We start from the raw sequence: 25,677 nt of genomic DNA, 5'->3' as shown, positions 1-25,677 counted from the left end.
ATGCGCAAAGATGGGGGATATGAATGAAAAAGAAGTTTATTATAGGAGGAGTTTTAACCTTAATTAGTGTAATGGGTGTTGTCGCTTATTTAGTTTTTCAAGGTATATTCATTCCGAATCAATTCAGTGCGGACAAATATGAGATAAAAGGTGTAGATGTCGCATCTTATCAAGGAGAGATAGATTGGAGAGAGTTAGAAAAACAAAATATGAAGTTTGCGTTTATAAAGGCTACTGAAGGAAGTGCGTTTGTGGATGAGTACTTTTCGACAAATTGGATGAATGCAAATAAGACAGGTATGCGCACTGGAGCGTATCATTTTTTTAGTTTTGATAGTAAAGGTGAAACGCAAGCAAAGCAATATATACGAACCGTTCCAAAACATAAACAAGCATTGCCACCGGTAATTGATGTTGAGTTTTATGCTAATAAAAAAGATAATCCACCTCATCGTGAAGATGTTGAGAAAGAGTTGACAGTAATGGTAAAAATGCTAGAAAAACATTATGACAAGAAAGTAATATTGTATGCAACTCAAGAGGCGTATGATTTGTACATAAAAGATGTATATCCCCAATGTGATATATGGATTCGTAGTATTCTTACAAAACCGAGTTTATCTGATGAGAGAAATTGGACGTTTTGGCAATACACAAATCGTGGAAGGTTAAGAGGGTATAACGGGAAAGAAAAGTATATTGATTTGAATGTATTTTATGGGAATGAGGAAGAGTTTGAGAATTATGGAATGAAAGATTAAGTTTTGAAGCATACATAATGTTGTATGCTTTTTTATTTATTATATGAAAAATATGTAAGAAAAGGTGGAACAAACATTTGAGATGAGTTGTCTAATATAGGTAATAACTATTTAGTTTGAAAGAAAGGGTGGAGAAAATGAAAAAGAATACATTATTAAAAGTAGGGGTATGTGTAAGTTTACTAGGGTTAACTCAATTTGTTAGCACAATTTCTTCTGTGAAAGCGGAACAAAAGCTAGAGCAAAAAGTAATAAAAAATGAGACAGAAACCATTTCAATTTCTCAGTTAAATAAAAATGTATGGGTTCATACGGAGTTAGGTTATTTTAACGGAGAAGCAGTTCCTTCAAACGGTCTAGTTCTTACTACTTCTAAAGGATTAGTACTTGTCGATTCTTCTTGGGATGATAAGTTAACGAAGGAACTAATAGAGATGGTAGAAAAGAAATTTCAGAAGCGAGTAACGGATGTCATTATTACACATGCGCACGCTGATCGAATTGGCGGAATAAAAACGTTGAAAGAAAGAGGGATTAAAGCGCATAGTACAGCATTAACCGCGGAACTAGCAAAGAAAAATGGATATGATGAGCCGCTTGGAGACTTGCAAACAATTACGAATATGAAGTTTGGAAATATGAAAGTAGAAACATTCTATCCAGGGAAAGGTCATACAGAAGATAACATCGTTGTATGGTTACCACAATATAAAATTTTAGCTGGAGGCTGTTTAGTGAAATCTGCTGAAGCGAAAGACTTAGGGAACGTTGCTGATGCGTATGTAAATGAATGGTCAACATCGATTGAAAATGTGCTGAAGCGATATGGAAATATGAATGTAGTACTACCTGGACATGGTGAAGTAGGGGACAAAGGATTGCTTTTACATACACTGGATTTATTAAAATAAGAAATTGTGGGAATACAAAAAAGAGGAGAAATAATTTTCTCCTCTCTTACTCCTAACTATATTTAAATGCTGAATCTGTCGATTACGCCAGCATATATTACTGAGATTTTAATTCCAAGTATACAAATACTAGTACCGTCATAATTGCTATAACAACATAAGTAGCATCAAGCATTATAAGTGTTTTTAAAGTTTCAGTCATCCTAATTCACCCCTGCTATAAAAATATAACATGATCTTTTTATCAATCAGATAAGAGATCATAAAGATAAAATGTACATGAAATTTCTTAAGTAGTTTCTATATAAATATATCATATAAATAATGTTAAGATAGTGTAAATGTATTGTAAATAGAGTTATTAATAAAAAAACGCTATTTTTCCTGTTGAATGATAGAAAAAATAGCGTTTTTGTATGTCCATTTCTATATCTGATAAATCGCAACTATTTGCATGAGAGATTCAAAATTTTTTTCGCTATATATATTTCACCAGATTAATTATCTGGCTGTTTAAAAGTATTGATAGAAGTGTACATGCTTATATATATGGTGTCAATAAAAATATTATGTCAACAATATGAACTGTCACAAATTTTCATATATTATTGTGATTGATATCACATCCTTTTATCTCACTGGGTATTATGCTTAGTTTGTAAGCAATGATTGGGAGAGGGTGGGATGATATGTTTTGTTATCAATGTGAGCAAACCCCAACAGGCGGATGTAAAATAATAGGTGTTTGCGGTAAAAATGAAACAATTGCAAGTTTACAAGATACGATTGTGTTTGGGTTAAAAGGAATTGCGGCTTATCGTACGCATGCTGCTCAGCTAGGTTATACGGATGCATTTGTAGATGCTACAACGCAAGAAGCACTGTATATGACATTAACAAATTCTAACTTTAATGAACAAGAACATATTGATATGGCTATGAAAGTTGGGAAATCAGCTTTACGAGTAATGGAGTTATTAGATGAGGCACATACGAATCACTTTGGTGTTCCAGAGCCTGTTCAAATTACACAAAATCATGTAGAAGGTAAGGCAATTGTAGTTACTGGTCATAATTTATTTGCATTAGAGGAATTATTAAAGCAAACAGAAGGAAAAGAAATTAATATTTATACGCATTCTGAAATGCTACCAGCACACGGTTATCCACAATTGAAAAAATATAAACATTTAAAAGGAAATATTGGTAAGGCGTGGTATGATCAACGACGTCTTTTTGAAAAATTTACTGGTGCTATATTGGCTACAACGAACTGTGTTATGCCGATTAAAGGATCTTACTCTGAACGATTCTTTTCATATGATATTGCAGGACTAGAGGGCGTACAAAAAATTGAAAATGATGATTTTACACCATTGATTCAAAAAGCGCTAGAACTTCCAGAAGTACATATGGAGTCGGATGAGCAGTTAGTGACAGGTTTTCATCATAATACAGTATTATCATTAGCTCCAGAAATTATTGAGGCAGTAAAGGAAGGGAAGATAAAGCGTTTCTTTGTCATTGCAGGTTGTGATGCTCCGGGAAAAGACGGAGAATATTATCGTGAATTAGCAACGTCACTGCCCCCGGAAACGGTTATTTTAACAACTTCTTGTGGGAAGTTCCGTTTTAATGATGTAAATTACGGTGTTGTACCTGGTACGGAGATTCCGCGTTATATTGATTTAGGACAATGCAATAATTCAATTTCTACAGTGAAAATAGCGACCGCTTTAGCAGATGCTTTTCAATGTGAAGTGAATGAATTGCCAGTGAGTATTGTCCTATCATGGTTTGAACAAAAAGCGGTTGCCATTTTACTTGGGCTATTTAGTCTTGGCATTCAAGATATTCGCATCGGTCCAAAGGCACCTGAATTTATTTCACCTGGTGTGCTTGATGTATTACAAGAAACATTTGGTTTAAAACTAATTACAACTGCAGCAGAAGATATGAACATGATGTTATCGTAACGGACAGTATGTCTTACATGTAGTGTTGGTTTTATGAAGAGTTTGTATGTATTCAAAAACTTAAGTGTTACATTCGCAGGTGAGTTTGTAGAAGAACGAAAAAATAATCCATATTAATAAAGGCAACCCACCACATCCATCAACTTCAGAATTGTATAATAATCTAAAATAAAAAATGTACAGTATTTATTTTGGATATTTACTTTTCTTAGCTTGATAGGTATGTGGTGAGGTTTTTTCATAAAGCAAATCAGGTGTATCCAATGGGGATATAGCTGATTTTTCAATTTTTTTGAAAATCCAGTTGACATTCCCTCTACTTAGTCATACAATGTAGTTGTAATAAGTAATACTGAATAGTATAGTTTCACAAAAAAGCTATTCAGTGAAAAATTCGCCTTAGTACTCTGTGATACTGAATATAAGTCAGACAGAATAGGGGGTAGAGGAGGATCATAATATGGAAAATTTAACTGAAATGCTGAAAGGTTCATTGGAAGGATGTGTGCTGGAAATCATTAGCCGCCGTGAAACGTATGGCTATGAGATTACTCGTCATCTGAATGATCTTGGGTTTACCGAAGTCGTGGAAGGAACGGTTTATACTATCCTTGTACGATTAGAGAAGAAAAAGCTTGTGAATATTGAAAAGAAACCGTCAGATATGGGGCCACCCCGTAAGTTTTATTCACTTAATGATGCTGGCCGCCAGGAGCTTGAATTGTTTTGGGAAAAATGGGATTTTGTATCATCAAAAATTAACGTCTTGAAGTCAAACTAGCCTCATAAAATAAGTTATTGCGTCTAACGTTTTTGGAGTTTCTTGTTCTGCTTTATAAAAAAGGAGGAAAAATAATATGATGGAAATGTTCAAAAAATTAATTGGTGATAAAAAAGAGTACAGAATGATGATGGCACGGGTTGGAGCCTTACCAGAGGATTACCAATTTGTGTTTAAGAAAATTCAAAACTACATGTGGAATTTCTCAGCGGGTAACGGGATGGATATGCTGCATATTCAGTATGAATTAATCGATTTGTTTGAAGCTGGTGCGGCGGAAGGCAGACAAGTGCTTGAAATCACTGGGGAAGACGTGGCATCTTTTGCTGACGAATTAGTGGCAAACGCTAAAACGTATGTCTCTAAGTATCGTGAAGATTTGAACGAGAGTATCATGAAGCAATTGAAAAAAAAATAAATGCAATAGGTAATACCGACTGATTAGCTGGTTACAAATGTGAATTGCCACCATCGCTATTCAGTTATATTTTTAACTCTGTACTAAGTGTCACAGATTATCAGTGGTACTAAATAGAGGAGTGTAGGCAACTTATGTGTGAAAAACATTTTTTAAAAGGAGGAAAAAATATGAGCAATGCAGCGATTTTTGTAAAAGAGTTAAAAAAATCTTTTAAAGACAAGGAGGTGTTAAAGGGCGTGGATTTTGAGGTACAGCGTGGCGAAATTTTTGCACTACTGGGCTCAAATGGAGCTGGCAAGACGACGACGGTCAATATCCTCTCGACGTTAATGAAGCAAGATAGTGGCGAAGTAAGTATTGGCGGTTTTGACGTCCAACGTCAACCGGACCATGTTCGCCAAAGCATCAGTCTCACAGGACAGTTCGCAGCTTTAGACGGTATGCTCACCGGGCGAGAAAACTTGATGATGATTGCCGATTTGCGTGGAGTATCCAATCCCGCTCAAGTCGCTGACAATTTGCTTGCAAGATTCAGCCTGACTGATGCAGCTAACCAGAGGGCTGACCAGTATTCGGGAGGGATGAAGCGCCGACTTGATATCGCCATGAGTTTGATTGGGACGCCAGCAGTCATTTTTCTTGATGAACCAACGACAGGGCTGGATCCTGAAGCACGGATTGAAGTGTGGGATACCGTCAAGGAACTTGCTGGTGGTGGCACAACGATCTTGCTTACGACTCAGTACTTGGAGGAAGCAGAACAACTGGCGGACCGTATCGCTATTTTGCATGGCGGAAAAATTATTACGACTGGTATTCTTACTGAACTGAAAGAGATGTTCCCGCCAGCAAAAGTAGAGTATATAGAGAAGCAACCGACATTGGAAGAAATTTTCCTTGCGATCATTGGAAAAAAGGAGGAGATGTAAATGAAAAGCAAAACAGGAGTTTTATTAGGACGGTTAATGCGAAACATTATGCGTAGTCCAGATACGATTATTACGGTAGCGATTACACCGATTATGATGATGCTGTTATTTGTTTACGTATTTGGTGGTGCCATACAGACAGGAACGGATAACTACGTCAATTATTTATTACCGGGAATTTTGTTGATGGCTATCGCATCTGGTGTCGCTTACACTTCCATGCGGTTGTTTACGGATGTAAAGAGCGGATTGATGGCACGTTTCATTACTATGCCCATCAAGCGTTCATCGGTATTATGGGCTCACGTATTGACTTCACTTGTTGCTAATGTGCTTACTATCATGGTGGTGATCCTTGTTGCACTTTTAATGGGGTTCCGTTCCAGCGCTAACATTCTAGATTGGCTCGCGGTTGCTGGGATACTCGGAATGTTTACGCTTGCGCTCACATGGCTGGCTGTCATTCCTGGATTGACAGCGAAGTCTATGGAAGGGGCGACAGCTTACTCGTACCCGCTAATATTTCTACCATTTATTAGTTCGGCCTTTGTTCCTACCGAAACGATGCCAAAAATTGTTCGTGCGTTTGCTGATAATCAGCCTGTAACTTCAATCGTGAATGCGATTCGTGCTCTCTTATATGAAGGATCTGTTGGTAACGATATTTGGATTGCCCTTGCTTGGTGCGTGGGAATCATGGTTATTGCTTACTTCTTCGCTAGTAAAGCATTTAAACGTCAGTTAGGGTAAGTACCGAGGTAACTAAATCTTCCGGAATAATATATATGTTAAAAAGCACGGGAAGATTTTCCGTGCTTTCATTATTTTTTATGTTTTTAAAGTAACAGTTGTCGATATAATACCTTTACTGTATGCAACAATCGGGTGCAATTCTGGAATAAGAATTGTGCTTTTATTTTTATATAGGAGCATGTAATGAAATAGGGTTTTAAAAAAGCGATGTAATGAGTTTTAACTGTTCAATGTTTATGGGAAGTATAAGCATAATCTCTCTTGTAAACCTGCTAAAACTTCTTCAGGCATTTCCCTAATTTTGATATCCTTACCTAGGAAAAGTAGCCAATTCGTTATTTCTGTTAATTCATCGAGATTGTTAACATTGATAAAAGTTTTTAAAATGGCTGTAGATTGGTAAGGGTTTGTATAAGAAATTGAAATTTTGAAAGGATGGTATTTTTTGAACTGGGCAATCGCTTTTGGACCAAGTTCAAGTACAAGGTTGATTGCTTCGTCCTTCTTACTTAGTTTTTCTAAAATCTTTTTCTTATTTAATCTCTTTTTCGTCGTATAGGGCTCGATATTAATAAGATGATCGACAAGAAACATTTTCTTTTTTTCTTCTTTTATGTCAAAGCCTTCAATTATCCAATGGCTTTTTTCTTGATAAAGGTGTAGTAAATAAATTGGATAAGATTTGATTTCCTCCTTTTCATTGATAGTAATTAATAAATGGCTATCCGAAAGAAGGGTTTGGATGAGTTTTTCTAACATAGGATGGGGAAGGTCAGAAAGCTCAAGTAAATCGGGGTTATGAGGATTAGTCCCTCCAAAAAGTAAGATTTGATTTAAAAGAACAAGGTCGTCCTGCTGGGTTTCTGAGATGAGTCCCAGTAGTTTTTCGGCTAAAGACTGACGACTCTTTAGATAAGGAAGTTGTTGATTTCTTGTGGCCATAAAGGCAATAAAAAGAGCTTTCACTTCATTATCAGTAAAGCGAACGACGGGCAGGATAGAGTTATGCATAACAAAATATCCTCCAGTCCTTCCAACTTCAGCGACAAGTGGCATCCCCATAGCTTCAATTTCTCTAATGTCTCTAATAGCTGTTGACCGAGAGATGTTAAATTCTTGTATAATTTCAGAAATAGTAAAGTGGGAGCGGTTGTTAATATAGCGCATGATCGTATTAATCCGTTCAACTTTTTTCATTTTTGTCTCCTAAACAGTATCATTTTTTGACATGATTTAAAGATATTATAAACTTATCAGATGAAAAGATAAATCGTTTGATTAATAAAAAAAGAGGAAGGTTTTGAATATGAAAAATTATACGTTAGAAGAGAAAGATAGCTTTATCGTTTTAGGTATTGGAACTGAAATTAAGAGTGAATACACCGACTTTGCTGGAATAAATAAAGAAAAGGAAGACTTTTGGTCGGCCGTTAAAGAAGATGGAAGGCTGGACAATTTAAAAGCTTTAGCTACAAATGATTACATTTTTTCCGTGAGCGAAGCTGTGAATAATAAGATGATGTATTATGCTGGTGTCATGACAGAGGAACAAATACAAGAAGAATGTAGAGTGATCCAGTTTCCTAAGGGGGCATACGTAGTAGTTAAAGGGGAAGGTAAGACGGCTGAGGAGCTAAGTAATAAACTTACTGGTATTGCTTTTGGTCAAGTGTTACTAGAAGCAAAGGATTTTGCCTATGTTGGTGGACCAAATACAACGGTCGAGATGGGGCAGCGAAATGGTTTAGTATTTGGTGAAATATGGATTCCGGTTGTTAGGAAGTAAAGAGATAAAAGGAGAGATGAAATTGTCCTATAACGTTGATTTTAAAAATGTAACTACAGTTGGTTTAGAGTCTTCACCTATGGCAGAAGCGCTTGCTGGATTACGTGCTCATGAAGCCCGTTACTTTATGAATAAATACAAGCATGAGTTTATAGTTGTACCAGCTAGTGAAAGCAAGGAGACTCTTGATTATGTGAACCGCGTTTTGAAAGAAGAACGCGATATTGAGTTTGCGGCGAAACCTTTAGAAACTTCATGTTTTCAAGTGGAAAATATTCAATTTACCTACGTCTTTTATGAGGATGGTCTTGGGATCAACGTCATGTATACATTGGATAACTCGAAAAAGCGGGCTGTTGGATTTAAGCTTTCTGATGGAATGGAAGTACCAACGGAATTAGCAGAGAAGTTTAAGTTTGCTAGGCAGAAGTCTAAATTAGCTGGAACAATTCGAGGTTCGTTTTTTGTAATAAAAGGAGAATATAGTGTAAGTTGAAGAATCTAGTCGTTTGATGTATTTTAATAGGCACGAGTATGGAAAGTAGGGGCTAACGATCTTGAATTGTTAGCTTTTTTTGTTACCGATAATAGTGCGTAAAGTTAATCTTTTCTCTCCTCAATCATGATAAAATGTACAATAGGAAATTTTATGTAACGTAAAGGGGGAAGATCCATGGTCAGCTTTAGTACTTTGCTAGCTTTTGCACTTGTTTCACTTAGTATGGTTTGTTCACCTGGTCCTAATATGATTTATCTCATCTCTCGTTCCATTACGCAAGGACGTATGGCAGGATTTATTTCTCTCTTGGGCATTATGCTCGGATTTGTAATTTATATAATCGCAACAATGTTTGGACTTACAGTTCTTTTCCTTGCTGTTCCTGCTGTCTATGAAGCAGTAAAGTGGGCAGGTGCCGCTTATTTACTTTGGCTAGCTTGGAATTCGATTAAACCTGGTGCTACATCTATTATGGAACCTCGTACTATTTCTAATGAACCACCACGGAAATTATTTCTAATGGGACTCATGACCAATCTTCTGAATCCAAAGATTGCAATTTTGTATGTATCACTTCTACCTCAATTTGAAGATCCTGAGAAGGGATCGTTACTTCTACAAGGTGCAGTTTTGGGCCTTACGCAAATTACTGTTAGCTTTATCGTCAACCTCCTAATTGTATTTACAGCAAGTAGAGTTGCCAAATGGTTTGGCACACGCCCAACGTGGCTACGAGTGCAACGTTGGCTTATGGCAAGCGTCTTGACAGGTCTTGCTGTACGTCTTGCTTTTGAACGTCGACAGTAAGAATCTTCTTGAAAAATTTGACTATCTTTTTGTAACGATTGTAAGGAGAAAAAGAATTATATTAAATATAAAGTAAAGCTGGCCTACTGTATGGTCTTACTTTTGCCTAGTGTTTTTTCAAAAGACTGGTGATAGTCCATCTCTATATCACTATCAAGTTATGCTTATACAAAATCAATTATAGTGGAGGTTGTTTTACGGTAGGAATACCGTCTTTTTTTATTTGTAGAGACTTTTGTTTTGTTAGATTGATAGCGATGTGAAACCTAAAGCAATATGTTCATATTGTTTTAGGTACTCTTTTTATAATATGATCATATTATAAAAAGAGGGGGATATGAATGCCTAAAATAGTTGATCAAATACAAAGGAAGAATCAGATAGCCACTGCTACTTGGCGTGTAATATTAGAAAAAGGTATTGATAAAGCTTCTATACAGCAAATCGCTGCCGAAGCAAACATTTCGGTTGGACTTGTTCAGCATCATTTTTCGTCTAAAAATGAATTAATTCATTATGCAATGAATTTAGTATTGAATCGAATGGAAGAACGGGCGAAAACTCGTACAAGTGATTTTAAGGGAACGAAAGAAGAAGCGCTTAGAAGATTAATGAAATTCATTATTCCTATTAATAAAGAAGAAATGTTGGAAGGGAAGGTTTGGATTACATTCCTAGGTATATCCTTTAGTTCCCCAAAGCTTATTGAACTGCGGAAGAGAATGGATGACCATACGAGGTACTTAATGGGAATGATCCTAGATTTAATGAAGGATCTAGAATACGTCACACCAGGTTACAATAGAGATTTTGAATTAGAGATATTGTACGGATTTATCGATGGGCTAGTGATTCATGTTCTTCAAACACCAGAATCATATCCAGAAGAAAAAATAAATCAACTTATTGAGTATTATTTAAAAGAAAAAAAGAGGGATTAATCGCATGAATAAAGTTTTCATTATTATTCTTGTAGTCGTTATTGCATTGATTATTAGGCAGCTTATCCCGAAGAAAGTAGATAGCTTTGATCTTCTTGGTATACCCATCATGGCTATAATTAGAACGTATATGGGTCTCCCAAATAGATTGGACTTTATAATTACAATTGAATTAATTAGCTTGCTTATATTAGGAGCGATAGTTGGTTATTGGCAAGCTAAGAGAGTGAAAGTTTTTTATCATAACAATCAATTATGTAGTGTTGGGGGCTATACGTATATTATCGGATGGGCTATTATGCTTTTGGGTAGGATTGTTATTTTATTGTTGTTCAATCTTAACTCGCTCATATCGAAATTTCATGCGGGACAGGAACAATTTACGAGTGAAATAATTCAAGTTCTTTCTCATGCTGGTGATTGGTTAATATGGTCTACCATTCTTGCAGCTTCCATCATGTATACCGTTACCTTATATAAGGATCACTCGGATATCAAAAAATTAATACATGCTCGTTTTAAAGAAATAAAACAACGGATAAAATATTAATTTAACTAAAATGGATTGTGAAAGCATGTATTTGTTGTTATATGGCCCATTGCCAGCAAGCTAAGAAAAACAAATACTTCAAAATAAGCTGTTTTGTTACAAATTAGTACAAAATTTCGTTCAGAGGATATTATGCAATTTAAGTTTAATAGCGATAATAAATGAAAGAAATCCCTCTAAACGTATTAGAAGGGTTTCTTTTGTATTTATCTTATATACATTCCACATAGAATCATTGATTAATTCACTACAATTTATGTTGTTTTTTAAATCCTCCAAATTCAATAGCGGTTAACTTGCAGTTTCTATAATATAACCTAATAAATGTTAATATACGTTATATATAAAAGATATTTATCTTATAAAATAAGGGGGATATTATGACTGAGACAACTGAATCTTCAGGAGTCAATTTGAAAAAAGATGTGAAATTTTCTATTATAATCCCTGCACATAATGAAGAAAAGTACATTAGAAAATGTTTGGATTCAATTGCAAAGGCATCAGAGGCATATAAAGATCAAATGGAAGTTATAGTTGTTTTAAATCTAAAACAGAGGAAATAGCAAAATCTTATAACTGTATTACATTAAAAAATAACGATAAAAACTTATCTGAAATCCGAAATGCAGGGGCTAAAATAGCTAGTGGAGAAATAATCGTTACTATAGACGCTGATACGATAATGACAGAGTCTATGTTGGCTAATGTAGATAAATATTTAGCTTCAGGTAAATATATTGGCGGTGAGGTAAATGGGAAGTTTGAAAGAATATCTTTAGGAATATTTCTCTCCGCAATGTTAATAATAATCCCCTTACTTTTTAAGTATGGAGCTATATCTGTAGGGATTTTTTGGTGCTATAAAAAAGATTTCATGGCAATTAACGGATTTAATGAAAACATGCTGATGGCAGAAGATGCAGATTTCGCTAAACGGTTAAAAGAATGGGGAAAGCGAAATAATAAGAAATTCGGTACCATTAAAAATGGAATGATAACTTCATGCAGAAGATTTGATACATATGGAGACTGGGCGTTGCTTAAAAACCCAAAAGTAATTTTAGCTTATCTAAAAGGAAATGATAAAAAATATGCAGATAAAACATATTATGATAACCAAGAAAGATAAAAATAGAGAAAATTGGTAGAGAATAGCTAAGACTCTTTTAGATATAATAAGAAGCCGATAAAATCTTGCATCATGCTTAAACTTAGTTATAAAAAATGAATAGATATTACAAGAAAACCATCAATTTGATGGTTTTTATTTTTTTATAAAAAATATTTTTTGACCCCCATAAAACTATGTACCCCTCCGAATATGTATAGTGAAGAAAATAAATAGAAGAAAAAATGGTTATAAAAAAACATTGAAACTTGTGTCAAATTGTTAGATTAAGCGGGGAATTCGAAGGTAAAAGCTAAAATTACCAAAAATATAGAGAAGAGTTATTTAAAGATTGCAGATAAAATAAGAAAAGAGTAAGCAAAACAAGCGGATGAAAATAAGAAAGTAGATTAAAATACAAATTTAATTTTTGTGCTGGCAGAAAAGAATAGTCAGTAAGAAAACGGTGAAATAAGTTCGCACCGAAAAATATGAGTAACAGCAAGAAGACAAGCCCAAAGAAAAGTACCAAGAAAATGTGGTTAAATGGTCACTTGTTTAGTGGCCATTTTGCTATTTGAAGGAGGCTGGGAGATTACAAGTGTTGAGTTTAGTAATGAAGATCTTAAGAAAACCGAAAATAGAAGATGTCGTATGTAACATACAAAACAACGAAGGAGATAAAGAAGCGTTTATCGTACAGTATCAGCCTTTTATTAGAAAATCAATCTCGTCTGTCTGCCGCCGATATATTACAGAACAGGATGATGAATATAGCATTGGATTGTTTGCATTTAACGAAGCAATTGAACAGTATTCATATACAAAAGGAAAATCCTTTTTAGCGTTTGCTGATCTTCTTATAAAAAGAGATGTAATTGACTATATACGCAAGGAGTCTAAACATAACCTTGTCTTTTTAAAAGAAGATAAGCAAGAGGAAATGTTAGAAATGCAAGTGTCGCTTACGGAGTATATGAAAGAGATGGAAAATAGTAACCGTAAGGAGGAAATTCTTCATTTTCAAAGTGTGCTGGCTGAATTTAAAATCACATTTTCAGAGCTTGCTAAAGAATCTCCTAAGCATCGTGATACGCGTGAACATTTAATAGAAATTGTAAAGATAATTATAAAAGGCGAGGAAATGATGGAAGAGCTGTTCCGAAAGAAAAAGCTACCGCTTAAACATATTGAACCACGTGTTAGGGTAAGTCGTAAAACGTTGGAACGACATAGAAAATACATTATTGCAATGTGTATTATCTTTGCAAACAACTATACATACATTCTTGATTATATAAGAGGAGGGAAGCATGATGAATAAAGGAATTGTAATGGATATAAAAAAACATAGCGTAGTGGTTTTAACACCAAATGGAGAGTTTATTACGTGTAAAAGAAAAGAGAATTCTTACATGGTTGGGGAGGAAATCTCATTTGATGAGCAAGAGCAAAGAGCATCGTGTTTTTCGATGCCTTCTTTCTTAAAGCCTGCATCATTACTTGTTGCTTGTTTTCTATGCGCGTTGTTATTTTTCTACAACCAACCGGAAGAAAAAGTATTTGCTTATGTCTCAGTTGATATAAATCCAAGTTTAGAGGTGAGTGTAACAAAGGATCTTCGTGTTATAGATTTGCAAGCTTGTAATGATGATGGAAGGCGTATTTTAAAAGAAATAAAACGGTGGGAAAATAAACAGTTGCAAGACGTAATACGTACTATTATAAAGCAAAGTCAAGAAGATAAGTATTTAACGAATGATAAGCAAGTGATGCTAACAGCTGTTACAAAAGATAAGGCGTTACAACCACAGTTGGAAAAGGAAATGAAGGAATTAAAGAAAGAATATGAAATAAAACATGTTACAGTCGTATATCAAAGCAGTACGTTGGAAGTGCGAGAGAATGCTAGGAAAGCAGGAATTGGCACAGGTGTCTATATAAAGCAAGAGGAAGAGAAGAAAAAAGCGCTTACTCCACCTGCCTCGCCGTCTAATCAAGTGGAAAACGAAGAAGAGGTTCAATCGCAGCCAAAGTCATCTCCTGATGCATCAGCGGACTTGTCTTCTGTAAAAGAAAAAAAATACGAGAAGCCAGAGCAGAAAGAACAAAAGAAAACCGAGGAACAGCCATCGAAGCAAATAAAAGAAAGTAATGGTAGAGGATCTCAGCAAGAAAATAGAGGAAATCAACAAGAAAACAATGGTAGAGGATCTCAGCAAGGAAATAATGGAAACCAGCAAGGGAACAACGGAAGAGGATCTCAGCAAGGAAATAATGGAAATCAACAAGAGAATAACGGAAGAGGGTCACAACAAGGAAATAATGGGAATCAGCAAGGGAACAACGGAAGAGGGTCACAACAAGGAAATAATGGGAATCAGCAAGGGAATAACGGAAGAGGGTCTCAACAAGGAAATAATGGGAATCAGCAAGGGAACAATGGTAGAGGGTCTCAACAAGGAAATGATAAAAATCAACAAGGGAACAACGGAAGAGGGGCTCAACAAGGAAATAATGAAAATCAGCAAGGGAACAATGGTAGAGGGGCTCAGCAAGAAAATAGAGGACATCAGTAAGGGAATGAAAAGAAGAATCCATAAAAAATGGAAGGGAGAGATTTATTTCAAAGCTAAAAGGATTTATTATTCTATATTTCTATTAAGAAGGGGTATGTAAAAGATATAATGAAGAAAAAAATTCAACAAGAGAAAGATAAAGTAAAGCCTGTTTTTTATGATCCGAAAGGAAGAAGAAATATAGCTTTTAGTTGGTTGCTATGTATCGCAATAGTTAGCTTAAGTATTGTATTTTATTTTTTCTTTCAAAGTATTTTTTCAACGCCAGAAATTCCAAATATGAATACCGCTGTACAACAAGATAATAAACTTGTACCTATTAATCAAAAACTTAGTGATCAGCAGTTAAAGAAGGAAGAATTCAAACCAAGTACCGAAACGAAGGATAATAAAAATTTGGTTAATACGTCGAACGATAGTAAAAACTCTAAAGAAGTTTATGGTTTTTATGTAAACTGGGATGAAAATAGTACAGCTTCTTTAAAAGAGAATATCGATTCATTAACCACATTAGTACCAGAATGGTATCACTTAAAAGCAGACTTAACAATTCGTAGTGAGATAAAACCTGAGATAGTAAAGTTAGCAGAAAAAAATCAAGTGAAAATTATGCCTTTACTTACTAACTATACAAAGGAAGCTTCGGGCCCTGATAGTGGACTTGTTCATAAGTTACTGAATTCCCCAGATGATGTAAAGACAAAGTTTATTAATGATTTAGTAAAGCAAGTTGAAAAGAATCGATTTTCGGGTATTAATATTGACTTTGAGGCAATACCCGAGAGTGATAGAGAAAACTTAACAAAATTCATGCAGGAACTTACTACGGTCTTTCATAAACACCATTTGCTCGTTACGCAAGATGTTCCTGCTAATGATGCAGCTTTCGATTATGGTGCGTTAGCCAAAGTAATAGATCGAATGATTGTAATGATGTATGACGAGCACTATGGTGCAGGGGCGCCAGGACCAATTGCTTCAAATAAATGGTTCGAACATACGCTCAATGAACTAGATATACCGTCTGAGAAACTTATAGTTGCTTTCGGTAACTATGGATATGATTGGGAAGTAAATAGTAAAGAGACTGCGAAGTCTTTAACTTTTTCAGAAGTTATGACAATGGCTCACGATTCAAATATAAAAATTCAATGGGATAAGATGAGTGGAAACCCTTATTTTCGATATAAAACAGAAGGGAAAGAACATACTGCTTGGTTCTTAGATAGTGTTACTCTTTATAATCAAGTGAAAATCGCAATGAACAACAATGCAAAGGGGTTTGCACTATGGAGATTAGGAGCAGAAGATCCTACTATATGGAAAGTTTTAAAAAATCCGATTGAAGTACAAAATAATCCTGATGCATTACATAAAATTGCTAGTTTAGATGAAGTGAATTATTCAGGACAAGGTGAAATTTTACAGATTGAGAATGAAAGACAAAATGGATTAAGAGATTATAAAGTAGGTAAAAATGGTTATCTTACAGATGAAGTATATCAATCATTACCATCTGCATACGAAGTGCAACGTTATGGAAAACCAAAAGGAAAAAAAGTAGTATTAACATTTGATGATGGACCAGATCCTAAATACACACCGGAAATTCTAGATATATTAAAAGAGAATAATATAAAAGCAGCTTTTTTTGTACTTGGTGAAAACGCGCAACTAAATGCTAGTATTGTGAAAAGAATATACGATGAAGGACATGAAATAGGTAATCATACCTTCAAGCATCCTAACGTAGCTAATACGTCTTTACTACGAACAAAAGTAGAGCTGAATACAACGCAACGTCTAATTCAAGAAATAACTGGACATTCTACTGTTTTATTTAGGCCACCATATGAAGCGGATGCTAATCCAGATTCATCAAATGAAATAATGCCTATTTTGCGTGCGCAAAATATGAACTATACAATGGTGGCAGAAAAAGTTGATCCTGAGGACTGGGCGACACCATCAACAAATGAATTGGTAAAGCGTACTCTTAATCCGATTTATAAGGGAGAGGGAAATATTATTCTTCTTCATGATGCAGGAGGGAATCGTACCCATACGGTAGAGGCGCTACCGATCATTATTAAAGACCTTAAAAAGCATGGATATAGTTTTGTAACAATTTCAGATTTAATGAATAAAGAACGTGAGGAAGTTATGCCACCTGTTTCTTCTGAGGGTAAGCAATATTTACTTTACAATAAAGCTGTCTTTTCAGGAGCGGGATATGCAAAGCATATATTAACAACGATTTTTTATATTGCTATTGGATTAGGTATTTTCCGATTCCTATTTTTAATTTATTTTGCATACAAGCAGAAAAAGAAAGTAAGCGCTCGCTTATTTACTAATTCTTCTTATCAACCTTTCGTTACTGTTGTCATAGCAGCATATAATGAAGAAAAGGTGATAGCTAAGACGATTCGCTCCATTTTGGATAGTGATTATAGAGAGTTTGAAGTTATTGTTGTGGATGACGGATCGAAAGATGGTACGTCAAAAGTAATGGAAGAAACATTTTATAAGCACCCTAAAGTTCGTTTAATTCAGAAAGAAAACGGCGGGAAATCATCGGCAATGAATTTAGGGTTTCAGCAATCGCGAGGAGAAATCATTGTCACGTTAGATGCGGATACTATTATTGCACAAGATGCTATTTCTTTAATGATTAGACACTTTGAAGATCATAATGTAGCGGCAGTTTCAGGGAATGTTAAAGTTGGAAATAGACGGAATTTATTGACTACTTGGCAACATGTTGAGTATATTACAGGATTTAACTTAGAACGTAGAGCTTTTGATGAGTTAAATTGTATTACAGTAGTCCCTGGAGCGATTGGAGCATGGCGTAAAAAGAATGTAGTTGAATCTGGTTATTTAAGCGAAGACACATTGGCAGAAGATACGGATCTTACTATTACATTTTTACGTCAAGGACATACAATTGTATATGAAGAAAAAGCATATGCTTTTACGGAGTCACCTGAAGATGTGAAAAGTCTCATTAAACAACGATATCGTTGGTCATATGGTACACTCCAATGTCTTTGGAAACATCGAAAAGCGCTGTTTCATTCCAAACATAAAGCATTAGGATTTATTGCATTGCCCAATATGTGGTTATTCCAATATGTTCTGCAATTTATTGCACCTTTAGCAGATATATTAATGATTATGGGGCTTTTTGGTAGCAATCCGCTAAAAGTATTAGGATTTTATCTTGTATTCTTTGTCATAGATCTTCTCGCTTCACTATTTGCATTTAAATTAGAGAAAGAGAATCCAAAACCATTAGCATGGTTAATTTTACAACGCTTTATTTATCGTCAATTTATGACGTATGTTGTCATTAAATCTATATTCTCATCGATTCGAGGAGTAGCAGTAGGGTGGAATAAACTAAAGAGAATGGGGAGTGTTAAACATTCCACGGAACATAAGGAAGCATCATAAGAGAGCAGATTATCTGCTCTCTTTTTCATTGATTTTAGCTAGTTGAATATAGAGTAGTAACATAAAACCTTCTGCTTCCATAACGAGATTTCTATTCATTACTGATAGTGAAACGTTATGTTAAGACACTCCTTTGTTTTCGGGCTAAAGTTTTTTTATATTTTTTTTAAAATGACGGACACAAAAACGTATATGCTTTCGAATTATATATATGGATATCATTAATATTTATATAAAAGGGGAGAAAGAAACATGAAAGAAAAAAAAGAAATGTATGTAGAAATCGCTGAAGTATTAAAGGTATTGGCACATCCTGTCCGTTTATCCTTAGTAAAAATAATGCTTGCAAAAGGCGCTACAAATGTAACAACAATGTATGGGAATTTACAAATGCCCCAAAGTACAATTAGTCAACATTTATCCAAACTAAAGGCTGCTAAAATCGTAACAGGTACTCGAAAAGGATTAGAAATTTATTATGAGGTAACGGACAATCGTACAAAATCAATATTGGCATGTTTAGTATAAATGATGACTTGCTAGACTTCGCAGTAACAAATTATATAACTATCCATAACACTATTTATTTAAATGATATAGGCATCCTGTTGGACAATTTTTTTGCTACTCTTAACGTGAAGCTAGCAAGTAGCAAAATGAAACGATTTCAAAATGAAAAACGCTATTCTTTTCTATGATTTTACAGAGAGAATAGCGTTTTTTACTTTTAAGGAGTATCTTTTTAATTAGCTTGATAGTGATATGGTATTATCTCTAAAATACAAAAATATTGATTTTACTTTCATTCTTCCTCATAATTTTGAGCTCAAAAGTTCGACTATCTCATCGTATCCAAGGCGTTCGGCTGTTTCGATGGGGGTTTCTTTTAATTTTTCATTCTTTGGCATACTGTATAATGTTGCTTTCTCATGCAAGTTCGGTTGATGTTGTAGTAACACTCGAACTACTTCAATAAAGCCTCGTTCACATGCACTATGTAACGGTGTGACTTTTTCTTGTCCTGTACTATGGATATTAGCTCCATTTTCTAACAACAGCGCTGCCATCTCTGGTTTATTGCGGCCGCAAGCAAGGCTTAATGCACCCCTTTTGTATTCTTCTAGTAATTCCATATCAATACCGTTGTCTATTAAAACCTTTGCTGCTTCAAGATTGTTATCCTCCACTGCGTAGTGGAGAGCTGAACGTTTCCTGTTTGTCACCGCATTTATATTTGTAATACGCTCTAAAATATATTGAACAATTTCTTGATTACCAGAACTACTAATTAAATGAAGAGGAGTGACTTTTCCGACCATGATTTCATTTGCATTTTCACCTTTAGAAATTAAATATTTAATAATTTCTACGTTACCTTTTCCGCATGCTAGGGCAAAAGGTGTTTCTCCATGATATTTAATTTTTAAATCTGCTCCTGCTTCTACTAGTAATGTAACAATCTCAATATTGCCATTTAGACAAGCAATGTGAAGTGGCGTTTTTCTATCAGGTCCTTTTTTATTTAATGTAGATAATTTAATGTTTACTAACTTTTCTTTAACTGTTTCTATGTCATTTTTCATACACGCGTAGTTTAACGTTTTCTTAAAACTTTCTGCTTTAATAGCGCTTTGTAGTTGTGATTTACCAAAATCAGAGGTTGGTTCAATATGATAATGGCTGTATGCAAGTAAAAGTAGTGCAGAACTGCACTCTAAAGTAGGATTTAAATCGTCATAATAATCAACTTCATATAAACCATTTGTTTTGACAGTTAAAACAAATGCAGTCCAGTTCGATTCCCCGGTATGACGTACTCTTTGAATATTGTCCATAATTTCATTAGATGGAAGTCCTTCTGAGCCATGTTCAAATACTTTCATAGATTCATAATGAAAGTAACTATACGTCGTGACGACCCCATTGTAAAATGCAAATAACATCGATTTCTCAGCTGCCTTGGGTATATGCTTTAACACGATTTCGACAAGTGTTGCTATATATTGATTCTTCAATGATTTCACCTCTATTAATATTTGAACTGGTAACGTTATAATTATTTGGAATCTCTAACATACTAATAATCTTAAGCAGCACTTTACGTAATTTTTAAAGAATATTTGATTTTTACATATATTATAACATTTCATCTTAGTTTGTTGGTAAAAGGCTTTCATGTTCATTAAGTTATCTGTTCTTTATGTACAAAGTTTATGAAAACTCAATTGACAGCAATAAAATTTATTAAGTTGATAATTATGAAGAGTAACAAATGACATGGGCAGTGGAACCCATATTTTTGGATAGAGGGCATTCTGTATTTTTGATATATTAATAGTCAGGGAACACAAATAAGGGGTGGAAATATAGAAATGGAATTATTTGATTACTATAAGAGAAAAGGGAAGTTTAAACTGTTAATTGGAACGGGTATTTTTATTCTTGCGTTATGCGCTGTATATGACGATTGGGGACATGTTAATTGGGGGCAGATTATCTTTTTTGTTATCGCTTCTTCTATCTTTTTTGGAATTGCATTTTGGCAGTTAAGAAAAGGGAAGTTGATACAAAAGAATACTATAAAAAGTAATGTAACATTTTGGGATGTTGATACTTTTGTCGTATTAGAATTACCTAAACGAAACAAGCAATTTGGTTTATATCATCCTGATGGTGGATATATTGCAGGAACAAAGATAGTTTCATCTAATATTCTTTTTTCAGTGATACCTTTTTTACATAATAAAGATGTTTATGGATTAGAAACAAGTAGCGGGGAAATTATAGCATATTTTCATACTGAAGTGGACGGATATGATTGGGTAATTTATGATTCGAATTATAAGCAGATTGGTATGTTTAAAGAAAAAATGATACAAGGATTTACTATGATACGTGGTACTTTGATGACTGATAAAGCTACAAAATTGTCAGATGTAGAAGTTGAGTTTGATTTTATTCAAAGCACTCTCCGTACAATAGAAGGACGTACATTAGCAATCGGTAAACAAGGATATATGCCTATAGAATGGAGTGAAAGGTTTATGGGTTTAAATGTACCTACTATTACATTAGGTTCTAATGCGTCTAATAATGAAAAAATCCTTGGTTTAGGGGTGCTCCTTTATAGCTTACGTACAATTGAGATTAGAAAAAATAGAGCGAGCGTTTAATAAGGGAAATGTAGTAAGTATATACGAAACTTTATAAAATTTCATTTTCCTAATTAAATCTTCTTAGATTGATAGATGGTGGGTACGTCCCATGTCCATTAACTTAAGAAAACAAGTTACCCCAAAAAAACGATAAAAATACAAAATCACCATTTTTGGGGGACTTTTCAACCTTAGGTTAATCACATGTTACGGTACCCTATTATAAAATTTTAGAAAAATTCTTGACATAGAAGATTGAACAAAATTGATAGTGTTCTTTTAGTCATTTAATCTTTTCATCTGATGATCTTTTCCCCATTCAAATAGTTCATTCATAATATGCATTAAAGATTTTCCATGTTCACTTATTGTGTATTCAACCTTTGGTGGTACTTCTTGATATACGGTACGATGGATAATCCTATCAGCTTCAAGTTGCCGAAGTTGCTGTGTAAGAACCTTTTGTGTAAGGTTTGGAATTTCTCGTTTGATTTCATTTGTTCGCATTTTTCCATCCATCAAAACACATAAAATATAAACTTTCCATTTTCCGCCGATTACATCGAGTGTCGTTGCAATTGGGCAGTCATCATTTTGATTCATATAACACCTCCAAAGGTACCTCAAGGTTCCTATAGTACCTGAAAGTACGTACTTTTCAATTATATGTGACTCATTCATACTAATACTAAAGCGTTTGAATTATTTATAAGGGGGAAGAAAATATATGAAAACACTTGTAATTGTAGCACATCCTGATATTGAAAAGTCTCGAATTAATAAAAGATGGGTAGAAGAACTTGAGAAACATTCTGATGAAATTACGGTGCATGAACTATATAAAGCGGCACCAAATTGGGAGTTTAATGTTGAAGAGGAACAAAAGCTATTAGTAGAACACGAACGATATATATTTCAATTTCCATTCTACTGGTACAGCTCACCACCACTATTAAAAAAATGGTTTGACGATGTATTAACATATGGATTTGCTTACGGATCTAAAGGGGATAAAGTGAAGGGAAAAGAGTTTGGTGTAGCTATTTCTATAGGTGGATTAGAAACAGACTATGAAAATAGCGGGATCACAATGACTGAGTTGACGAAACCATTTCACGCTACAAGCTTATACACGGGAATGGAGTTTATACCTTCGTTTTATTTATATGGTGCAGAATATAAGCTAAGTGATGAAGAGATTAATAATAGTGCGCCTGAGTATGTGCAATATGTGATGAATAAGAAGTATTCTAATATATAAGGAGAAATAGCCATTTACTTGCTAAGTAGATGGCTATTTTTAAATCCCGCTATTTGTGGACAGCAGGACTCCTACCTCAAAAATAAGCGAATACGAGGGAGTTAGGTGAGATTTGGGCTGCCTGTAAAAGCCCGATTGGTGAGGGCTGATTAAAGTTTCACTTTATTCGTTTTAAATTCACTAAGTGTAATCTTTAGTAAATTAATAGTTAATCTGATAAAATAAAAACCCTAACATATATAAAGGGGAGTTTTACTTGAGAACGATGCGACAATTATTACAAAAGAGAGCAATGCAATCACCAAATTTGGAAGCGCTTGTAGGCGGAGAGAAAAGATATTCATTTCAGCAGTATAATGAACGAGTAAATCAGCTTGCGCATTATTTGTTACATAACGGTGTGCAAAGAGGGGATCGTATAGGAATCTTATGCAAAAATAATCACCCGTTTCCAAGCATTATGATGGCAAGTTTAAAAATTGGAGCGGTATTTATTCCGCTAAATCATCAGCTTACTGTTTATGAATTGGGAATTATTGTAAAAGAAGCAAAATTAAAAGTGCTAGTTATTGATGAAGAGTTTAGTGAAGTTTTATTAAAGGTTGATGCTGTTAAAGAAATTCCTTATGTAATTGAAACGACAAAAGAAGGCTTTGGTTCATTTGAATTAAAATTACAAGAACAGCCAATTACAGAGCCGACCGTAGACGTTCATGAAGATGATGATGCAATTTACTTATTTACTTCAGGAACGACTGGACAGGCAAAAGCATGTGTAATTGGTCATAAAAACTTACATCACTATTTTACTGAGATTGCGGGGCAAAGAGAAATCCCAGCAGGGGAACGCTTTTTATCCGTGCATCCATTGTTTCATATGAGTGGCGTGCTTTCTATTTTAAATTGCATTTATCATGGCGTTACGATGGTCTTCTTAGCTGATTCGAATCCTACTCTTATTTGGGATAAGATTGAAGAAGAGAAAATTACTACGATGCTTGCGTTCCCAGCTGTTTATAGTTACATGCTTGATGAATTAGAGAAAAAAGAGCGCAACATTTCGACCTTTAAAGTAGCACAAAGTGGTGGTACGAAGGTGCCAGAAACACTCATTCAAAAATATATGGAAAAAGGAATATATATGGTGCAAGGTTATGGCAGTACAGAAGGTTGGGTCGTAACTTCATGGCATCCAATGATGGGAAAAGAAAAGATGTCCTCTGTAGGAAAAACGCTTAGACATGTAGAGCTGAAAATTGTTCATCCAGAAACAGGTGATGAACTAACAACAAATGAAGTTGGAGAGATTCACGTAAGAAGCCCGTACATGTTTAAAGGATATTGGAATAATGAAATGGCGACGAAAAAGGTAGTAAAAGATAATTGGTTTAACATGGGTGATGCTGGCATGATAGATGATGATGGATTCCTACATATTATGGGAAGATATAAAGATGTTATCGTACGCGGTGGTGACAACGTATATCCAGATCAAGTAGAAGATGTTATTCATGAAATCAATGGTGTTTTAGAAGTTGCAGTAGTTGGAGTTCCCAATGATTTTTGGGGAGAGGTTCCAACAGCGTATATTGTAAAAGACATTCAAACATCTTTAACAGAAGAAGAGATTATGCAGCATTGTAAAGAAAAATTGGCAAGCTATAAAATACCAGAAGTTGTATTTATGGAAGAATTACCGAAAAATGCTTTAGGGAAAGTGTTGAAGAGGGAATTAAGGGATGCTTTTTTTGCAAAATAAAAAGGGTATTAAATAATGAGAAATCCAGTTATGCAGTATGTATAACTGGATTTTTGTTTATAAAAAACATAATAATTTACTAAATTTTGTATTTTGTGTAAGATAATAAAGAATATTCAATTAATAATCGAGGGTGAGATATAAATGAAACTTCAGGTGAATGTATTGAACCAGGGGTAGGGGAAACGAAGTGGTGAAGAACGATCTTACAGTTATCAAAAATTTATTTGGCTCTTCTAAAAAAGTATTAAATGGCTTACCAAATGCAGTCACAATTGAAGAAATAGAAGAGGATGTACTTTATGATGTACAAACTTATACAGAGAAGATATGTAGATTTGAAGAGGTTTGTTTTAACTGGGAGTTAAAAAGAGCGAGTATTGTATTAAACAAAAGGTTTAATGGTTATAGCTCAAGTGCGAGAGTGTTACTTGATGCAGGTTTTTCTTTGCACGCAGCAAAAATAGAAGTGTGTAGAGGGTTAAACAATGTAGAGGCGCTTGAAAAACAATATACATATTGTTCAATAGAAGAAACATTATCAGAAAAAGAATTTAAATACATTTGGAAGCAATGAATGTTGAATTCAGGAAATCAAACTTCAATTTTAACTATCGATGAGCATTTTTATTCAGTGAAAACTGAGTTAGGTAAAGGTTGGGAAAAGTCCTGTATTGTTTTTTATGATAAAAATGAGCCGATTGGTATGTCCATACCGCATATAGAGCCTGGGACAGAAAGTGAAGGACGGTTATTTTATTTTGGAGTAATGCCCTATTATCGCGGGAGAGGAATTAGTTCACAAATTCACCTTCAATCTTTACATATGTTAAAGGAAATGGGTGCTACTTATTATATTGGAAGCACACATACATCAAATGAAAAGATGCAGAGGATATTTTGGAGAAATAATTGTTCGATGAAAACGGAGATAGAGCTTTATTATAAAATTTTTAATGAGGGTTAGAAAAAGCCCGGCATATAACCGGGACTTCTCCTTATCTATTCAACACTTCAATATATGAAGCATTTCCCGTTGTTCTTAAAGCGGAGCGAAAATTATTATTTTCTAAAGTCTCAGCAACTTGTTTTAATTGCTGCGCATCATCGTGGTGAATAAGTAAACTGTCTGCGCCACTTTCTTCTATATGAATGTGTTCGACATTTCCAATCGCATCATGTACAGCTTTTAAAAATTCAGGTTTCATATTGTCCTCCTATATGTATGTAACGTTGTT

23 protein-coding genes and 2 pseudogenes are annotated in these 25,677 nt (G+C 34.5%); 21 read left to right on the top strand and 4 right to left on the bottom strand.

Translation table 11 applies throughout. The features are described 5' to 3' along the window. The first annotated feature begins 23 nt into the window (after nucleotides 1-23). The 7 genes from JDS95_RS01305 to JDS95_RS01275 all read left to right on the top strand — a co-directional run bounded on the left by JDS95_RS01305 (nucleotide 24) and on the right by JDS95_RS01275 (nucleotide 6,529). Nucleotides 24-761, top strand: a complete 738-nt coding sequence (locus JDS95_RS01305) for a glycoside hydrolase family 25 protein (protein ID WP_000726216.1) — start codon at nucleotides 24-26, stop codon at nucleotides 759-761. 137 nt (nucleotides 762-898) lie between these two features. Continuing rightward, nucleotides 899-1,672, top strand: coding sequence for a BcII family subclass B1 metallo-beta-lactamase (gene bla2 / locus JDS95_RS01300; RefSeq protein WP_000742487.1), 774 nt, complete (start codon nucleotides 899-901; stop codon nucleotides 1,670-1,672). Between the two features lie 689 nt (nucleotides 1,673-2,361). Next, the gene (hcp, locus tag JDS95_RS01295) at nucleotides 2,362-3,648 is read left to right on the top strand and encodes a hydroxylamine reductase (RefSeq protein WP_000458864.1); all 1,287 of its coding nucleotides are present in this window, start codon (nucleotides 2,362-2,364) and stop codon (nucleotides 3,646-3,648) included. A gap of 460 nt (nucleotides 3,649-4,108) precedes the next feature. After that, nucleotides 4,109-4,429: a PadR family transcriptional regulator gene (locus tag JDS95_RS01290; RefSeq protein WP_000429482.1), complete on the top strand. Its 321-nt coding sequence runs from the start codon at nucleotides 4,109-4,111 to the stop codon at nucleotides 4,427-4,429. A 76-nt stretch (nucleotides 4,430-4,505) separates the two neighbouring features. Continuing rightward, nucleotides 4,506-4,847 (top strand): DUF1048 domain-containing protein, encoded by a 342-nt coding sequence (locus JDS95_RS01285; protein WP_000970405.1) that lies wholly within the window; start codon nucleotides 4,506-4,508, stop codon nucleotides 4,845-4,847. Between the two features lie 170 nt (nucleotides 4,848-5,017). After that, on the top strand, nucleotides 5,018-5,779 hold the full coding sequence (locus JDS95_RS01280) for an ABC transporter ATP-binding protein (protein ID WP_199690171.1): 762 nt from the start codon (nucleotides 5,018-5,020) through the stop codon (nucleotides 5,777-5,779). Continuing rightward, nucleotides 5,780-6,529 (top strand): ABC transporter permease, encoded by a 750-nt coding sequence (locus JDS95_RS01275; protein ID WP_085450427.1) that lies wholly within the window; start codon nucleotides 5,780-5,782, stop codon nucleotides 6,527-6,529. It abuts the gene before it with no gap. A gap of 237 nt (nucleotides 6,530-6,766) precedes the next feature. Here JDS95_RS01275 and JDS95_RS01270 read toward each other — a convergent pair whose 3' ends face one another. Further along, nucleotides 6,767-7,729, bottom strand: a complete 963-nt coding sequence (locus JDS95_RS01270) for a helix-turn-helix transcriptional regulator (RefSeq protein WP_000755019.1) — start codon at nucleotides 7,727-7,729, stop codon at nucleotides 6,767-6,769. A 109-nt stretch (nucleotides 7,730-7,838) separates the two neighbouring features. Here JDS95_RS01270 and JDS95_RS01265 point away from each other — a divergent pair, with 109 nt between their 5' ends. From JDS95_RS01265 to JDS95_RS01220, 10 genes and pseudogenes are all read left to right on the top strand, one after another. After that, nucleotides 7,839-8,318, top strand: a complete 480-nt coding sequence (locus JDS95_RS01265; protein WP_000801055.1) for a GyrI-like domain-containing protein — start codon at nucleotides 7,839-7,841, stop codon at nucleotides 8,316-8,318. Beyond that, nucleotides 8,305-8,814, top strand: a complete 510-nt coding sequence (locus tag JDS95_RS01260; RefSeq protein ID WP_085450426.1) for a phage tail protein — start codon at nucleotides 8,305-8,307, stop codon at nucleotides 8,812-8,814. Before JDS95_RS01265 ends, JDS95_RS01260 begins: the two co-directional genes overlap by 14 nt. Nucleotides 8,815-8,991: 177 nt before the next feature. Beyond that, nucleotides 8,992-9,624, top strand: a complete 633-nt coding sequence (locus JDS95_RS01255) for a LysE family translocator (protein ID WP_000253401.1) — start codon at nucleotides 8,992-8,994, stop codon at nucleotides 9,622-9,624. 341 nt (nucleotides 9,625-9,965) lie between these two features. Further along, entirely contained in the window at nucleotides 9,966-10,565 is a 600-nt protein-coding gene (locus tag JDS95_RS01250) for a TetR/AcrR family transcriptional regulator (RefSeq protein ID WP_001124457.1), read from the top strand. 4 nt (nucleotides 10,566-10,569) lie between these two features. Beyond that, nucleotides 10,570-11,115, top strand: a complete 546-nt coding sequence (locus tag JDS95_RS01245; protein WP_001045009.1) for a hypothetical protein — start codon at nucleotides 10,570-10,572, stop codon at nucleotides 11,113-11,115. Nucleotides 11,116-11,495: 380 nt separating this feature from the next. Continuing rightward, nucleotides 11,496-12,247: pseudogene (locus JDS95_RS01240) on the top strand (glycosyltransferase). A gap of 580 nt (nucleotides 12,248-12,827) precedes the next feature. Next, nucleotides 12,828-13,550: an RNA polymerase sigma factor SigI gene (gene sigI / locus JDS95_RS01235; RefSeq protein ID WP_199690165.1), complete on the top strand. Its 723-nt coding sequence runs from the start codon at nucleotides 12,828-12,830 to the stop codon at nucleotides 13,548-13,550. Beyond that, nucleotides 13,540-14,805 (top strand): anti-sigma factor domain-containing protein, encoded by a 1,266-nt coding sequence (locus tag JDS95_RS01230; RefSeq protein WP_144467310.1) that lies wholly within the window; start codon nucleotides 13,540-13,542, stop codon nucleotides 14,803-14,805. The genes sigI and JDS95_RS01230 overlap by 11 nt, the downstream gene beginning before the upstream one ends. Before the next feature lie 108 nt (nucleotides 14,806-14,913). Beyond that, nucleotides 14,914-18,264, top strand: coding sequence for a trifunctional glycoside hydrolase family 18/polysaccharide deacetylase/glycosyltransferase family 2 protein (locus tag JDS95_RS01225; protein ID WP_000727263.1), 3,351 nt, complete (start codon nucleotides 14,914-14,916; stop codon nucleotides 18,262-18,264). Between the two features lie 252 nt (nucleotides 18,265-18,516). Further along, the gene (locus JDS95_RS01220; protein WP_000660069.1) at nucleotides 18,517-18,792 is read left to right on the top strand and encodes an ArsR/SmtB family transcription factor; all 276 of its coding nucleotides are present in this window, start codon (nucleotides 18,517-18,519) and stop codon (nucleotides 18,790-18,792) included. A 284-nt stretch (nucleotides 18,793-19,076) separates the two neighbouring features. On the opposite strand, the gene JDS95_RS01215 is transcribed toward JDS95_RS01220, so the two are convergent. After that, complete coding sequence (locus JDS95_RS01215; protein ID WP_000795994.1) at nucleotides 19,077-20,279, bottom strand: ankyrin repeat domain-containing protein; 1,203 nt, start codon at nucleotides 20,277-20,279, stop codon at nucleotides 19,077-19,079. A gap of 357 nt (nucleotides 20,280-20,636) precedes the next feature. On the opposite strand from JDS95_RS01215, the gene JDS95_RS01210 reads away from it, so the two are divergent. After that, nucleotides 20,637-21,437, top strand: coding sequence for a hypothetical protein (locus JDS95_RS01210; protein ID WP_000418466.1), 801 nt, complete (start codon nucleotides 20,637-20,639; stop codon nucleotides 21,435-21,437). Nucleotides 21,438-21,698: 261 nt separating this feature from the next. On the opposite strand, the gene JDS95_RS01205 is transcribed toward JDS95_RS01210, so the two are convergent. Then, on the bottom strand, nucleotides 21,699-22,022 hold the full coding sequence (locus tag JDS95_RS01205; RefSeq protein ID WP_001072969.1) for a winged helix-turn-helix transcriptional regulator: 324 nt from the start codon (nucleotides 22,020-22,022) through the stop codon (nucleotides 21,699-21,701). A gap of 124 nt (nucleotides 22,023-22,146) precedes the next feature. Between JDS95_RS01205 and JDS95_RS01200 the strand changes: the two genes are divergently transcribed. The 3 genes and pseudogenes from JDS95_RS01200 (at nucleotide 22,147) to JDS95_RS01190 (ending at nucleotide 25,406) form a co-directional block, all read left to right on the top strand. Further along, a complete protein-coding gene (locus JDS95_RS01200) occupies nucleotides 22,147-22,680 on the top strand; it encodes an NAD(P)H-dependent oxidoreductase (RefSeq protein ID WP_000855235.1) in 534 nt (177 codons plus the stop codon). Nucleotides 22,681-22,936: 256 nt separating this feature from the next. Further along, the gene (locus tag JDS95_RS01195; RefSeq protein WP_001259979.1) at nucleotides 22,937-24,439 is read left to right on the top strand and encodes a class I adenylate-forming enzyme family protein; all 1,503 of its coding nucleotides are present in this window, start codon (nucleotides 22,937-22,939) and stop codon (nucleotides 24,437-24,439) included. A 190-nt stretch (nucleotides 24,440-24,629) separates the two neighbouring features. Next, nucleotides 24,630-25,406, top strand: a pseudogene (locus JDS95_RS01190) (GNAT family N-acetyltransferase). A gap of 31 nt (nucleotides 25,407-25,437) precedes the next feature. On the opposite strand, the gene JDS95_RS01185 reads toward JDS95_RS01190, so the two are convergent. Then, on the bottom strand, nucleotides 25,438-25,647 hold the full coding sequence (locus JDS95_RS01185) for a hypothetical protein (protein ID WP_000801649.1): 210 nt from the start codon (nucleotides 25,645-25,647) through the stop codon (nucleotides 25,438-25,440). Nucleotides 25,648-25,677: the final 30 nt, after the last annotated feature.

It is taken from the genome of Bacillus cereus group sp. N24 (assembly GCF_016483345.1).
Taxonomy (GTDB): domain Bacteria; phylum Bacillota; class Bacilli; order Bacillales; family Bacillaceae_G; genus Bacillus_A; species Bacillus_A toyonensis.
This window is presented reverse-complemented; position numbering and strand designations above follow the sequence as displayed.

What these genes read in the sequence shown, in the direction of transcription:
- JDS95_RS01305 (WP_000726216.1), top strand. Translation starts at nt 24, where the DNA reads ATGAAAAAGAAGTTTATTATAGGAGGAGTTTTAACCTTAATTAGTGTA.
- bla2 (WP_000742487.1), top strand. Translation starts at nt 899, where the DNA reads ATGAAAAAGAATACATTATTAAAAGTAGGGGTATGTGTAAGTTTACTA.
- hcp (WP_000458864.1), top strand. Translation starts at nt 2,362, where the DNA reads ATGTTTTGTTATCAATGTGAGCAAACCCCAACAGGCGGATGTAAAATA.
- JDS95_RS01290 (WP_000429482.1), top strand. Translation starts at nt 4,109, where the DNA reads ATGGAAAATTTAACTGAAATGCTGAAAGGTTCATTGGAAGGATGTGTG.
- JDS95_RS01285 (WP_000970405.1), top strand. Translation starts at nt 4,506, where the DNA reads ATGATGGAAATGTTCAAAAAATTAATTGGTGATAAAAAAGAGTACAGA.
- JDS95_RS01280 (WP_199690171.1), top strand. Translation starts at nt 5,018, where the DNA reads ATGAGCAATGCAGCGATTTTTGTAAAAGAGTTAAAAAAATCTTTTAAA.
- JDS95_RS01275 (WP_085450427.1), top strand. Translation starts at nt 5,780, where the DNA reads ATGAAAAGCAAAACAGGAGTTTTATTAGGACGGTTAATGCGAAACATT.
- JDS95_RS01270 (WP_000755019.1), bottom strand. Translation starts at nt 7,729, where the DNA reads ATGAAAAAAGTTGAACGGATTAATACGATCATGCGCTATATTAACAAC.
- JDS95_RS01265 (WP_000801055.1), top strand. Translation starts at nt 7,839, where the DNA reads ATGAAAAATTATACGTTAGAAGAGAAAGATAGCTTTATCGTTTTAGGT.
- JDS95_RS01255 (WP_000253401.1), top strand. Translation starts at nt 8,992, where the DNA reads ATGGTCAGCTTTAGTACTTTGCTAGCTTTTGCACTTGTTTCACTTAGT.
- JDS95_RS01250 (WP_001124457.1), top strand. Translation starts at nt 9,966, where the DNA reads ATGCCTAAAATAGTTGATCAAATACAAAGGAAGAATCAGATAGCCACT.
- JDS95_RS01245 (WP_001045009.1), top strand. Translation starts at nt 10,570, where the DNA reads ATGAATAAAGTTTTCATTATTATTCTTGTAGTCGTTATTGCATTGATT.
- JDS95_RS01230 (WP_144467310.1), top strand. Translation starts at nt 13,540, where the DNA reads ATGATGAATAAAGGAATTGTAATGGATATAAAAAAACATAGCGTAGTG.
- JDS95_RS01225 (WP_000727263.1), top strand. Translation starts at nt 14,914, where the DNA reads ATGAAGAAAAAAATTCAACAAGAGAAAGATAAAGTAAAGCCTGTTTTT.
- JDS95_RS01220 (WP_000660069.1), top strand. Translation starts at nt 18,517, where the DNA reads ATGAAAGAAAAAAAAGAAATGTATGTAGAAATCGCTGAAGTATTAAAG.
- JDS95_RS01210 (WP_000418466.1), top strand. Translation starts at nt 20,637, where the DNA reads ATGGAATTATTTGATTACTATAAGAGAAAAGGGAAGTTTAAACTGTTA.
- JDS95_RS01205 (WP_001072969.1), bottom strand. Translation starts at nt 22,022, where the DNA reads ATGAATCAAAATGATGACTGCCCAATTGCAACGACACTCGATGTAATC.
- JDS95_RS01200 (WP_000855235.1), top strand. Translation starts at nt 22,147, where the DNA reads ATGAAAACACTTGTAATTGTAGCACATCCTGATATTGAAAAGTCTCGA.
- JDS95_RS01185 (WP_000801649.1), bottom strand. Translation starts at nt 25,647, where the DNA reads ATGAAACCTGAATTTTTAAAAGCTGTACATGATGCGATTGGAAATGTC.